General features: G+C 35.3%; 16 protein-coding genes. 10 read left to right on the top strand and 6 right to left on the bottom strand.

The features are described from left to right. Together CBG25_RS03950 and CBG25_RS03945 are read right to left on the bottom strand one after the other, a co-directional pair. Positions 1 to 348 (bottom strand): NfeD family protein (locus CBG25_RS03950; RefSeq protein WP_290604664.1); only part of this gene is annotated, 348 nt, incomplete at its 3' end. Between the two features lie 2 nt (positions 349 to 350). Beyond that, complete coding sequence (locus CBG25_RS03945; RefSeq protein WP_290604662.1) at positions 351 to 1265, bottom strand: SPFH domain-containing protein; 915 nt, start codon at positions 1263 to 1265, stop codon at positions 351 to 353. A 174-nt stretch (positions 1266 to 1439) separates the two neighbouring features. Here CBG25_RS03945 and CBG25_RS03940 point away from each other — a divergent pair, with 174 nt between their 5' ends. Further along, positions 1440 to 1928 (top strand): Hsp20 family protein, encoded by a 489-nt coding sequence (locus CBG25_RS03940; protein ID WP_290604660.1) that lies wholly within the window; start codon positions 1440 to 1442, stop codon positions 1926 to 1928. A gap of 54 nt (positions 1929 to 1982) precedes the next feature. Here CBG25_RS03940 and CBG25_RS03935 read toward each other — a convergent pair whose 3' ends face one another. Then, positions 1983 to 2372 carry a hypothetical protein gene (locus CBG25_RS03935; RefSeq protein ID WP_290604658.1) on the bottom strand — a complete coding sequence of 130 codons (390 nt, stop codon included), beginning with the start codon at positions 2370 to 2372 and terminating at the stop codon, positions 1983 to 1985. Positions 2373 to 2948: 576 nt separating this feature from the next. Here CBG25_RS03935 and CBG25_RS03930 point away from each other — a divergent pair. Together CBG25_RS03930 and CBG25_RS03925 are read left to right on the top strand one after the other, a co-directional pair. Beyond that, positions 2949 to 3425, top strand: a complete 477-nt coding sequence (locus tag CBG25_RS03930; protein WP_290604656.1) for a lytic transglycosylase domain-containing protein — start codon at positions 2949 to 2951, stop codon at positions 3423 to 3425. A 33-nt stretch (positions 3426 to 3458) separates the two neighbouring features. Beyond that, a complete protein-coding gene (locus CBG25_RS03925) occupies positions 3459 to 3734 on the top strand; it encodes a DUF4282 domain-containing protein (protein ID WP_290604654.1) in 276 nt (91 codons plus the stop codon). A gap of 61 nt (positions 3735 to 3795) precedes the next feature. On the opposite strand, the gene CBG25_RS03920 is transcribed toward CBG25_RS03925, so the two are convergent. The 3 genes from CBG25_RS03920 to CBG25_RS03910 form a co-directional block, all read right to left on the bottom strand. Next, on the bottom strand, positions 3796 to 4401 hold the full coding sequence (locus CBG25_RS03920) for an Rpn family recombination-promoting nuclease/putative transposase (protein ID WP_290604652.1): 606 nt from the start codon (positions 4399 to 4401) through the stop codon (positions 3796 to 3798). 177 nt (positions 4402 to 4578) lie between these two features. After that, the gene (locus CBG25_RS03915) at positions 4579 to 6027 is read right to left on the bottom strand and encodes a UvrD-helicase domain-containing protein (RefSeq protein WP_290604650.1); all 1449 of its coding nucleotides are present in this window, start codon (positions 6025 to 6027) and stop codon (positions 4579 to 4581) included. Between the two features lie 405 nt (positions 6028 to 6432). Then, a complete protein-coding gene (locus CBG25_RS03910) occupies positions 6433 to 6705 on the bottom strand; it encodes an HU family DNA-binding protein (RefSeq protein ID WP_290604648.1) in 273 nt (90 codons plus the stop codon). 746 nt (positions 6706 to 7451) lie between these two features. On the opposite strand from CBG25_RS03910, the gene CBG25_RS03905 reads away from it, so the two are divergent. From CBG25_RS03905 to CBG25_RS03875, 7 genes are all read left to right on the top strand, one after another. Next, positions 7452 to 8408, top strand: a complete 957-nt coding sequence (locus tag CBG25_RS03905; protein WP_290604646.1) for a replication initiator protein A — start codon at positions 7452 to 7454, stop codon at positions 8406 to 8408. Between the two features lie 111 nt (positions 8409 to 8519). After that, positions 8520 to 9164, top strand: a complete 645-nt coding sequence (locus CBG25_RS03900) for an AAA family ATPase (RefSeq protein WP_290604644.1) — start codon at positions 8520 to 8522, stop codon at positions 9162 to 9164. Continuing rightward, positions 9155 to 9415, top strand: coding sequence for a CopG family transcriptional regulator (locus CBG25_RS03895; protein ID WP_290604643.1), 261 nt, complete (start codon positions 9155 to 9157; stop codon positions 9413 to 9415). The genes CBG25_RS03900 and CBG25_RS03895 overlap by 10 nt, the downstream gene beginning before the upstream one ends. A gap of 259 nt (positions 9416 to 9674) precedes the next feature. Next, positions 9675 to 9881, top strand: coding sequence for a hypothetical protein (locus CBG25_RS03890; RefSeq protein ID WP_290604642.1), 207 nt, complete (start codon positions 9675 to 9677; stop codon positions 9879 to 9881). A 169-nt stretch (positions 9882 to 10050) separates the two neighbouring features. Further along, positions 10051 to 10314, top strand: coding sequence for a transposase family protein (locus tag CBG25_RS03885; protein ID WP_290604640.1), 264 nt, complete (start codon positions 10051 to 10053; stop codon positions 10312 to 10314). Beyond that, complete coding sequence (locus tag CBG25_RS03880; RefSeq protein WP_290604638.1) at positions 10256 to 10675, top strand: hypothetical protein; 420 nt, start codon at positions 10256 to 10258, stop codon at positions 10673 to 10675. The genes CBG25_RS03885 and CBG25_RS03880 overlap by 59 nt, the downstream gene beginning before the upstream one ends. Beyond that, positions 10653 to 10954, top strand: a 302-nt coding sequence (locus CBG25_RS03875; protein ID WP_290604636.1) for a transposase zinc-binding domain-containing protein, incomplete at its 3' end; no start/stop codon positions are given. The genes CBG25_RS03880 and CBG25_RS03875, both read left to right, overlap by 23 nt.

Raw genomic sequence — 10954 nt, 5'->3', positions numbered from 1 at the left:
CCCATCTGCAATGCTCACACGACTATAACCATTATGAGTCGGTTCGATTAGCGTTGCTCGTAAGCCTATCATTTGTTGATCCCGTTGATTTAACATCCCTTGCTGTGGTTTACTCATTTTATTTAACCAATACCACCAAACAAATGCAGTAACGACCGTTAAAACTGAGAAAAGCATGCCTTGAAATACCCAACTTAATGGGATAAGCCACACTAAAATACCAACGATAACAGCAGCAATACCGCTCCATAACAGATAACCGCCTGCACCTAACATTTCAGCTATCAACAGCATGCCACCCAGTGATAGCCAAAACCCGTATGGATTGGCTGCAATCTGTTCAAGCATAGTTATTTCCCTTTGGTGCTTTTAGTTTCACTGATAAGTTCGGCAATCCCACCAATAGCACCCATTAAATTGCTCGCTTCCAGTGGAATCATAATCACTTTATTGTTAGTCGCTGAACCAATTTGTTGCAATGCATCCGTATATTTTTGAGCAACAAAATAATTAATAGCTTGAATATCACCGGTTGCAATCGCATCGGATACCATTTTAGTCGCCTGTGCTTCAGCCTCTGCTGCTCGTTCACGCGCTTCAGCTTGTAAAAATGCAGATTGGCGCTCCCCTTCAGCTTTTAATATCTGGGATTGTTTTTCACCTTCTGCGCGTAAAATAGCGGCTTGACGTACTCCCTCTGCTTCCAGAATATCGGCACGCTTAGTTCGTTCAGCTTTCATTTGGGCATTCATAGCAGAAATAAGCTCAGTCGGTGGACGAACATCACGGATCTCTATACGAGTGATTTTAACACCCCAAGGATTGGTCGCTTCATCAACAATATGCAGTAATCGACTGTTGATACTATCTCGTTGTGATAACATTTCATCCAATTCCATCGAGCCTAATACGGTACGGAAGTTAGTCATCGTTAAATTGACAATGGCTAATTGCATATTACTCACTTCATAAGCGGCTTTCACTGGATCGATGACCTGAATAAAACAGACTGCATCAATAGTGACATTAGCATTATCACGAGAAATCACTTCTTGAGAAGGAATATCTAAAACTTGCTCCATCATATTAATTTTTCGCCCAACCCGATCCATAAACGGCACAACGATGTTTAGACCTGGCATCAGCGTTTTCGTATAACGCCCAAAACGTTCGACTGTCCACTGATAGCCTTGGGGCACAATTTTAACAGAAGAAACTACAACGATCAGCGCGACAATAATAAGGATTGGGATAACTGTTAACATATTTAAGTCCTGTCAGGAGAGAGATAGGTTTTTATATTAGGAGAATTGATAACATTTAACATAAAATTATCTATTTAGCATAGAAAAAGTAGAATGCCCCTTGAAAATTTTCTAACGCACCCCATAAAATAATATAGAAATATTGTATCAATAAGCGTAAAAAGGGGAACAATAATGGCTTATCGTTCTTTTTCTCTTATTCCAATGCTCAATGATAACCTGTTATCTGACCGGTTTACTCAAATGGATAAATTATTTAGCCGAATAACGGGTGAAAAACCTTTATCAGACGCTCCATCTTATAATTTATACCAAAAAGATAAAGAAAATCTGGAACTCACCGTAGCGGTTCCTGGTTATAAACAAAACGAGTTAGATATATCGGTGCTGAATAATAAGCTGACCATCAGCGGAAAAAGTGAAACAGAGAAAGAAGAAAGTAATCATGATAGCAAAACAGAGAAATGGCTACATAAAGGTATTGAGAAAAAAGGCTTTTCGATGAGTTTTGACCTTGACCATCGCATCAGAATCCAAAATGCCAATTTAGCCGATGGTTTGCTAACATTAACTTTTAATTACGAGATACCAGAACAAGAGAAACCACAAAAAATCGCTATTGGGCAGAAATCTCAGCCAGAAGTGATTGAGCATAAAACTTAATTTGATAATGCCCCAAGATTAGGGGCATTATTTTTTATATCATAAAACCACTTTCTATTTTTGATTAAAAAAATAATTAAGTTTATATTTCAGTTCTGATAAATATTTTTGATAATTTTCCTCTGCACCTTGATTTTTAGCTTTATCGATATCCCCACGACCACCAAGAAAAATAGTATTTGCAAAGTATTCTGTTTTTAAAACAGATTCAGCAATTAACGCCAATTTATCATCGACAGAAATAGAAGGAGCTTCATTAGAATCTTTATCTATATTTTTTTTCATAATACGACAGCCTAATTTTAGCATTTCTAATGCAATTGCTGTTCGATTACAAGATGATTTTCCTTCACCATCATTAATCTTTTTTTCAGAAATAGCATCAATAACATCGACAACGGATTTAGGAATACGTACAGTAACTTTATAATCTTCAGGAATCATGATTAATATGCCTATTTAAATTTACAAATATTGAAAATAATATAATGCCATCAATTACTGTCCCTTGCCATCTTTTGGTGGCAAAGTGGTAAAAATAAATTAAAATCAATTAGATAATATAATGGCAAATGATGGCGTTTTAAATAAAAAATCAATTTTTAATGGCAATAGCCATCATATTGTTTTTTTTACATTTTTATCATTTATACTAGAATTTTTAACGAAAACCAAAAATTAAATTAATATTAAAATCATATAGATGGCAGATAAACTACGAAAAGAATCTAATCATATTCTTTCATTAAATAACAATGAATTGGCAAATAAGTATATTTATGCCATTTTTTAATGGCAAAATTACTAAAAATATATGAATAAATTAATAAAAAAATAATATATTTCATGTAATTAAAGAAAAATAAATATTTTGCGTGTGGTGTGTAAGTTAGTAGTAGAAAAAGCAGATTTTGTGAGGTAACATTGATAGTCTTTATTGGAATTTATTTAAAAAAACTTTTTGTTTTTAGGGGCGACAATATGCCGAATTGTTATGCTTTTTAAATAAAGAGCTACGTGATGAAAATTAAAAATTTACTGTGGCTATTTTGTCTTGTTATCTCAAAATTATCGCTTGCCGATTGCTTTGATAAAGCAGGAAGTTATTATCAAATTGACCCCGATTATTTAAGAGCCATTGCCTGGCAAGAATCCAATTTTAATCCTAAAGCAAAAAACAAAAATAAAGATGGCTCGTTAGATTTAGGGGTGATGCAAATTAATAGCAAAACCTTTAACACAATTAAAAATGAATACCCTACATTATCTGAAAATGACTTAATCAATTATCCTTGTTTAAACATTCATATTGGGGCAATGATTTTAACTCGTAACTTTGCTAGCTACGGAAAAAATTGGCTAGCCGTAGGGATGTATAACGCTGGAATGAAAAATACCAATACATCAATTAAAAATCGTTACCACTATGCCAAAAAAATTCATCAACATTATCAGAAAATAAAATCGGAAAAAATGAATGAGAATACAATTTATTAACCAACTCAGAGAAATAAAAAAGAGGAAATAACCATGTTAAAATCTTTATTAAATTTAGATAAAATGATAACCCCTAAGATTATAATAATTTTTTATTGGCTTGGTATAATTGCTGTTTTATTTTCTGGAATTGCTGCTATTTTTGCTGGTAGTCATTTAGGTGGTTTTTTCTCAGGTTTTATAGGTGGATTAAGCACAATTGTTATTGGCCTTATTGGTGTGCGGGTTTCTTGTGAATTAATTATTTTATTATTTAACATTTATGCCAAACTTAAAGAAATAGCTGAAAACACAAAAACAAAACCATAACAGAATTCATTTAACGATTAATTACGCCAACTAAGTCAATTTTTTCGTTGGTGTAATTTATTTATCCAGTGTTTGTTTTAACAATGCTATCCAGTAACTCGGTCATATCTCGTCTTCGAATGTGTTTTTGGATGAGGGTCAACAAAGCCATTCGCTTATGTTTCATAATCTCACAGTCTTCAAGTGTGGTGACATCTGCTAATCGAAACGGTTTGGTATATATTTTTTCGGCAATATCCCGCCCACTAAAGCAGTCGAACCAATCAGTACTATAGGGATAAGGACTTTTCTCACCTGTGTAAAACAGGATAGGAAAAACTAACGGTAATTGTTTATGTCCATTCTCTAAATGCTTATGCATGGTTGCCATGCTATAACGCATCAATCGCCAAGCAATAAGTTTATCTGGCGTGGATTGTGCTTCAATTAAAACATAAATATATCCACTTCCCTTTGAGGTGCTGACTGAATAGAGAATATCACTCTGGTAATTTTTCATCTCACTATCGATAAAAGAGCCAGATTCTACTTTCAGACTATCTAAGTCACACAGCGATTTAATCTCATCAGGAAGCCAAATATCGAAAAAATCTTTAGCCGTCTCTTTTTCACTTAAAAACTGCTTGAATACACTATCGTGTGGCGTTGGGGAGAATTTTTTACTCATTCGATATCTTCAATAATTGCTCGCGTCAGATTGAATTATGGCAAACAAACGGGCTATATTAAATACGCTATCTATCTTATCAGGTGCGTTTATTTATTGTTACTGGTATATTTTCATAGCTAATCACAAGAAAATGGCTCAAAATCGATTACAGGCGCTTCTAGAGGTATTCATGAATCAGGCCTGTGCCATTTTTTCATTCTCAGCAACTTTGGCAAGAATATTTACCAACAATTTATTGATGATAAGCGTCTTCTTCGCTCGGGTCGCGGAAACATACAGTAAATTCACTTCATCTTTAAAAGTATCTTCGTCCATATCTGGATCAAGAATATTAGGAAAATCATTGTTAATTTCAACAATGTCCCATTCCAGTCCCTTTGCTCGGTGGGCAGTAGTAACGGTAATACTGGCTTCCTCTTCAGTGTCTACCGTTCGTTTGCGTAAAACATCCACTTTCTTTGGTAACGGGGTAAATTTTTCAATGATTTTGATAGATTGCAACATTTCCTGATCACCACTGGCATTCGCTATGCGTTTATAGTTTGAATAATTTCGATATTCCGTGTAAAGCCGTTGGTGACTCATCTTCTTTCGTTTGTCGAGTGAAAACCAGTGAAGGTTAATTAGTTCATCGATACGATAAGCATCTATCCTGTTGACCCAGTAGATAGCGGATTTTTTGCTACTGGCTTCCAGCGCTGAACCAATTACGCCTGCTACCGTTCGACTGAGGATGGCGCGGTGAGGAAAACCTTGCTTAGGAATATCAATGAGAATGTCATCTTTTTCACCTCTGCCAACAACCTGATGCGTTTCACCGTTCATTGCCAGCAATGCATTCGCCATATCGGCAACACAGGCACCAAAGCGAAAACTATGGGTTAACCAGAGCCGGTCAGCATCACTAAGCGAAGGCGCATTTAATGCATCGACCGCCCCTCGAAAACGATAAATCTGTTGATGGGCATCACCCACCATCACTAACTTCGTGGTTTGACGAAACACAATATCGTGAGTAACCGGATTGGCATCCTGTGCTTCATCAAACAAAATAACATCAAAACGATGAGAAAGGTTAGGTTGGAAGAGCTGGTACAGCTTCAAATACATATCATGAATAACAGGGAAATTATCAGCAAGGTCAATCATCCGATGCCAGAGTTGTTCACTTTGTCTGACAACATCATGAGCCGTAAACGATTTTTTGACTTCCCCCATCAATATTGAAGGACAGTGACGTAACATAATCTGATTATCGACACTGCACATAAAGTTCTTTAAGGTATCCTGAATCACTTTTACGTATACCCAGTCATCGCTCTGAGTGGCATTGGCAATATCAAAAAGACGCAGAGAATGGGTTAATCGATTAGCGTAATTTCTGCCAAAGGCAGGCCATGCCAGTTGATGGGATGTTTTACAAAGCACATTAGCCGGAAATTTCTCATCAGCCTCTTCCCTCACTGAGCGATTAAACGCGATGTAGAGCATCCGGAGTTCGGGATGCTTTTCGGCGTATTTCACTAACGTTGAGGTTTTTCCTGTTCCGGCAAAAGCATTAACGACGAGCTTCTCTCCCTGCCAGTCAATGACAGCTTGTTGTTCTGGCGTTGGATTTATCAAAATTTTCTCCTGTATTACTCAATGCTATGAGTTTACCAGAAATTGATTGAATAGGTGTTTTAGGGAAATATAGGGCGTTTTTGATATTGCGTTTGACTTTAATGCTAAAGTTAAAGCGACAGAGAACGCATTGTGAGCGACGATAAATTTTCGGCTGTACGAATTTACGTTTTTATCGAGAAAATCGCTCAGAATGGATTACAGCGCGTTTTAGTGATGGTTATGACGGGTGTTTCTGTTTTAATTTTCAAAAATGATTAGATTTAACGATTTTTTTAATCTCTGACAGATGTTATTTGCTGTACAAAATCGGGCGGTTTCGGACACCCATAAAAATACCTGTATAAAAATAGGCTAAATTAATTTTCGTACAGGTGTTTTAATTCGTACATTAGTTTCGGTCATTTATTTGACGGCTTCTTTCAAAGTCTTACCCGCTTTAAAACTCGGTACGTTTGCAGCAGCAATCTGTATAACCTTGTCTGTTTGTGGATTGCGCCCTTCTCTGGCTGCTCTTTTCTTCATCTGAAAGCTGCCAAAACCAACGAGTTGTAAGTCATCTCCGGCCTTTAGCGCTTCTGTCACGGTTTCAATGAATGCGTTCAGTGCCTTCTCGGAATCTTTTTTGGTTAAGTCAGCTTTTTCAGCAATTTGATTGATGAGTTCTGTTTTGTTCATGTTGTGCCTGAGTTAGTAGATATTTTAATCCTAGTGATGCTAGCTGTAGCAACTCAATAGTGCAATGTTTAAGCGTTAATTAACTCAAAAAAATCTTTTTAATTAAAACTTCTACGCTCGCCGCAAGTCTGCGTCCGAGCGGAGCGAGTGAGCAGACGAGGAAGCGGAATATAACAATTGCAAAAAAGAAATACGGTCACTCAGTAGTAACATATTTTTAGGGTTAAACTTTTTAAGTTTTTATTAGAAGAAAAGTTATCCACAGAAAACCCTCGCGCGCGTGAAGTTATATTTAGTTATGTATAAGTTAAAAGAGTTAAAAGGATAAAAAGATAGATTAAGCATTTGATTTAAAATATAAAAAAAACAATCTTTGTCCGTAAAAGTCGATAGTTTGTCCGTAAAAGTCGATAGTTTGTCCGTAAAAGTCGATAGTTTGTCCGTAAAAGTCGATAGCATTTTTGAATTATTCACAGTTTTTTTGTTTTTTTTTGTTCGTAAGTTTTAAGTTTGTCCGTAAAAGTCGATAGCATTTTTGAATTATTCACAGTTTTTTTGTTTTTTTTTGTTTTTTTTTGTTCGTAAGTTTTAATTGTCCGTAAAAGTCGATATAATGTCCATGAAAGTCGATTAATTTAGTGTCCGTAAAAGTCGAAACAATTTTTATCAAAAAAACAAACCGTCTAAGTGCTTGCGACACTTAAACGGTTTTAACCAACAATCCTAACGACGATAGGAGTGAGGCTATGGCTGATCATACAAAGAAAACAGGAAAACGCAATTTGAATACTTTACGTCCACACATACATAAACAAATTGAGTTTTTTATTGCGGATGAGTTTGATATTTCAACCTTCCGAGATGAAATGGCAAGTATGGAGCATCCTTTTTTTGCTTTAAAAGGCGGCGATACGAAAGTTCGGGAGTATAGAAATGGTAATGTGACTGTCATTGTAAGATCACTAGCTGGTATAGGTTTAGCAACAATCTTTGATAAAGACATATGGATTTATACCATTTCAAAATTACAAGAAGCCATTAACAATAATCAATCTATTAGTCGTACTGTTGCTTTTACTCCCTATGATTTTTTTGTAACCACTAATCGAGCTAAAAGTGGACGGGCTTACGATGATTTGGAAAAAGCTTTGTCTAGGTTATCTGGTACTCGAATTAAAACGAATATTATTTATTCAGAAGATGCTCAGGAAACAATAGAATTTGGGTTAATCGATAGTTGGCGGATTGTTGAAAAACAAAAAGGTAAACTTGAAATTGGGATGGTGGAAGTGACCTTACCTGATTGGCTTTATCAAGCGATTACTAAAACTAAAGTGCTAAAAATTAGTTCTGATTATTTTCGTATTCGTAAAGCAATAGACAGGCGTATCTATGAGATAGCCCGCAAGCATTGTGGTAGCCAGCATGAGTTTACTATTTGTCTTGATAAACTTCATCAAAAAACAGGCTCCTCGAGAGAACTTAGAAAATTTAGATTTGATATCAAAAAACTCACTAAGGTTAATGATCTTCCTGATTATGAAATTTTGTTTGATCCTGTAACAGATAAAGTTACTTTTAAAAATCGTAATCAAAATACAGATAAAGCAGAATCATCACGTAAACGAGAAAAAGGTAAGAAAGAGATTTTTAAGATTAAAAATAAGATATTTGCTAAACATAGTACTTTGAAAAGAACTTAAAGTATTAAGTAATACATGATATAACTTACTTATTACTTATTACTTATTACTTGATAATTATTATGTATTAAGTAATAATAAATAATAAATTACTTTTCATCAGAGTTTATTATGATAACTGTCATTGGATGTAATAAAGGTGGGTCAGCCAAAACAACTACAGCTACTAATATTTCTATCGGATTAGCTTTAAAAGGCCATGAAGTTGTTTTAGTTGATGCAGATCCACAAAGATCCGCTTCTAGATGGTATTCAGAAAGGGAACAAGCATGTTTGGAACCAAAAATTACTTTAATTGAAAAAAGAGATAATATATCTCAGACATTAAGAAGTCTCGATGACAAATATGACCATGTTATTGTTGATGTTTCAGGAAGAAATAGTAGAGAATTAATAACAGGATGTGCTGTAGCTGATCAAATAATTGCTCCTCATCAATGTTCTCAGCTAGATTTAGATACTTTAATTGAACTTCAACAACAACTAGAAGCTATAAGAGATTTAAATCCAGATCTAAAAGCTTATTGCTATCAATCTATGGCAACAACAAACCCTATTTTACAAAGCAATGAGCGTTATGAGTTTTTGGAGTTTATGAAAGAATTTGACGCAATAATTTCTCTAAATTCATTTGGATGTTACAGAAAAGTGTATAGAGATGTAATTTCAGAAGGAAAGTCCGTTTTGGAATCTTGTAATGAAAAAGCAAAAAATGAAATTTTTTCCTTATTAGAAGAGGCTTTCTCATGGGATTAAAGAAAACATCAATAAAAAGAAATGAAATAACAATAGATCAAGCTGAATTATTAGCTAAAAAATTAGCCGACCGTCCTTATGGTCAAGAAAAAACTGATGCTTTTGTTAGAACAACTATATCTTTACCAAAAAAATTGTTACTGGTTATAGAAGATCTTGCCTTAAAGAATAAAAGAAATGGTATTAATCCAAAAAATAATAGCTCAATAATTAGAGCTGCATTAGAAGAATATTTAATAAAACATAAATAATTGGTATTACTTAATAAGTATTACTTCTTAAATAATAATATATAATTATTATCGCTGGCTGAATGGGATTGTAGCCCACACAACCAGCTAATCCAAAACCTAGATAAAGTAGGAGTCGGACTATGCGAAATAGTACGCATATTGCACGCATAATGAAAGCGTGCGGCATATCAATCGAGCAGCTTTTGAGCTTTTCTCACACGTCAAAACACCTTACAACCCTTCAGCGTGAGTACCTTCAACGTGTTGGAGGTGTCGTATGAAACCTGAAATACATGAATTTTGTAAACACGCTACTGTTCCTTGTGGTTTTGCGGATAGTGAGGGGGAAATTAAGGCCAATGCTAAAATGGTAGATTTTCTCGGTTTGAATAAAGATGCGCCTGAAATGGTGACTTTATTAGAGAAAATCCGTACTGAGAAATCACCGTTTTTTGTCATTATTACACGAGTTTCGCACCAATAAAAAAACGCTCTATTTTTAAGTTTAATTCAGCATGATATATAAATAGTCAAAACCTTATAAATCAAATACAACTTATTGTAATTTAAGAAAATTTATGTTTTTTAGTAACTTGCAGATTAATCATTGCTTTTAAGCCATTTTTAGAATTTTATATGCCTGTGCGAAACTCGTGACCGGTTTTCAAGGTATAGATAAACAGCATCCTAATACACAAATCCCAAAAAAAGGAACTCGAAAAAGACCTTTATCGCCTGAACAAAAACAAGAAAATAAAATAATCTCGGGCATCCGTATTACAGTTGAACACGCCATCGCGGGTATCAAGCGCCTCGGTTGCATGACCCAAATTTTACGGAATCGTAGACCCTTTATTGATGATACCTTCTTACTCCTTAGCGCAGGTCTTTGGAATTTCCATCTCAGAACAGCGTAAAATTTACTTCAATCACCGAAACACCCTTATTTCACTATTAAGCAACACGCTTAATGTATTTCCTGAACTGACCACAAAAGAGCAGCTTGAGACAGCAATGTTATTCTCTCTTGGGCTATCAAAGAAAGAGATCGCATCTGCGAGGAATGTTGCCTATAGAACTGTGGAACATTCACTTGAAGATATCAAAGCAAGATATGATCTTTATTCACTAAACGATATGCTTTCAATATTTCAAGTTCGCTTATCATTTCTTGCTTTATCTGGTTGTTCAGTGAAAAAACCACAAGGAAGCAGCCTAGCGGCTGCAAATCGATATCGGGTAGAATGGTGGTACCTTGAACTTCTGGAAATCATATAAAATTACCCCCGTGCTTTCTGAATTCACTCCTCGCCCTCTAAAAACGTTGTTTCAGCGAAACGGTGCTTGGGCCGAACTGCTAAACACTTACCCACTGAGGCCTGTTGAAGTAGAAGTTGTCACCAAAATGCTAGCTTGTGGCACACCACTTATGGGAAGCCGCGAATTATGCTGTGAGAATACCCATTGTCCACATCGGCGCCTTATTTACCAAAGCTGTAAAGGTCGGGGATGCCCGAGCTGCGGCAAAAAGGCCACCGATATCTGGATCGCCACTAT

It is taken from the genome of Arsenophonus sp. ENCA (assembly GCF_002287155.1).
GTDB classification, from domain to species: domain Bacteria; phylum Pseudomonadota; class Gammaproteobacteria; order Enterobacterales; family Enterobacteriaceae; genus Arsenophonus; species Arsenophonus nilaparvatae.
Note: the sequence above shows the minus strand (reverse complement) of the source record. Positions and strands in the feature narration are given on the sequence as shown.

What these genes read in the sequence shown, in the direction of transcription:
- CBG25_RS03900 (WP_290604644.1), top strand. Translation starts at nt 8,520, where the DNA reads ATGATAACTGTCATTGGATGTAATAAAGGTGGGTCAGCCAAAACAACT.
- CBG25_RS03910 (WP_290604648.1), bottom strand. Translation starts at nt 6,705, where the DNA reads ATGAACAAAACAGAACTCATCAATCAAATTGCTGAAAAAGCTGACTTA.
- CBG25_RS03935 (WP_290604658.1), bottom strand. Translation starts at nt 2,372, where the DNA reads ATGATTCCTGAAGATTATAAAGTTACTGTACGTATTCCTAAATCCGTT.
- CBG25_RS03905 (WP_290604646.1), top strand. Translation starts at nt 7,452, where the DNA reads ATGGCTGATCATACAAAGAAAACAGGAAAACGCAATTTGAATACTTTA.
- CBG25_RS03940 (WP_290604660.1), top strand. Translation starts at nt 1,440, where the DNA reads ATGGCTTATCGTTCTTTTTCTCTTATTCCAATGCTCAATGATAACCTG.
- CBG25_RS03925 (WP_290604654.1), top strand. Translation starts at nt 3,459, where the DNA reads ATGTTAAAATCTTTATTAAATTTAGATAAAATGATAACCCCTAAGATT.
- CBG25_RS03895 (WP_290604643.1), top strand. Translation starts at nt 9,155, where the DNA reads ATGGGATTAAAGAAAACATCAATAAAAAGAAATGAAATAACAATAGAT.
- CBG25_RS03920 (WP_290604652.1), bottom strand. Translation starts at nt 4,401, where the DNA reads ATGAGTAAAAAATTCTCCCCAACGCCACACGATAGTGTATTCAAGCAG.
- CBG25_RS03945 (WP_290604662.1), bottom strand. Translation starts at nt 1,265, where the DNA reads ATGTTAACAGTTATCCCAATCCTTATTATTGTCGCGCTGATCGTTGTA.
- CBG25_RS03890 (WP_290604642.1), top strand. Translation starts at nt 9,675, where the DNA reads ATGAAACCTGAAATACATGAATTTTGTAAACACGCTACTGTTCCTTGT.
- CBG25_RS03880 (WP_290604638.1), top strand. Translation starts at nt 10,256, where the DNA reads ATGATACCTTCTTACTCCTTAGCGCAGGTCTTTGGAATTTCCATCTCA.
- CBG25_RS03930 (WP_290604656.1), top strand. Translation starts at nt 2,949, where the DNA reads ATGAAAATTAAAAATTTACTGTGGCTATTTTGTCTTGTTATCTCAAAA.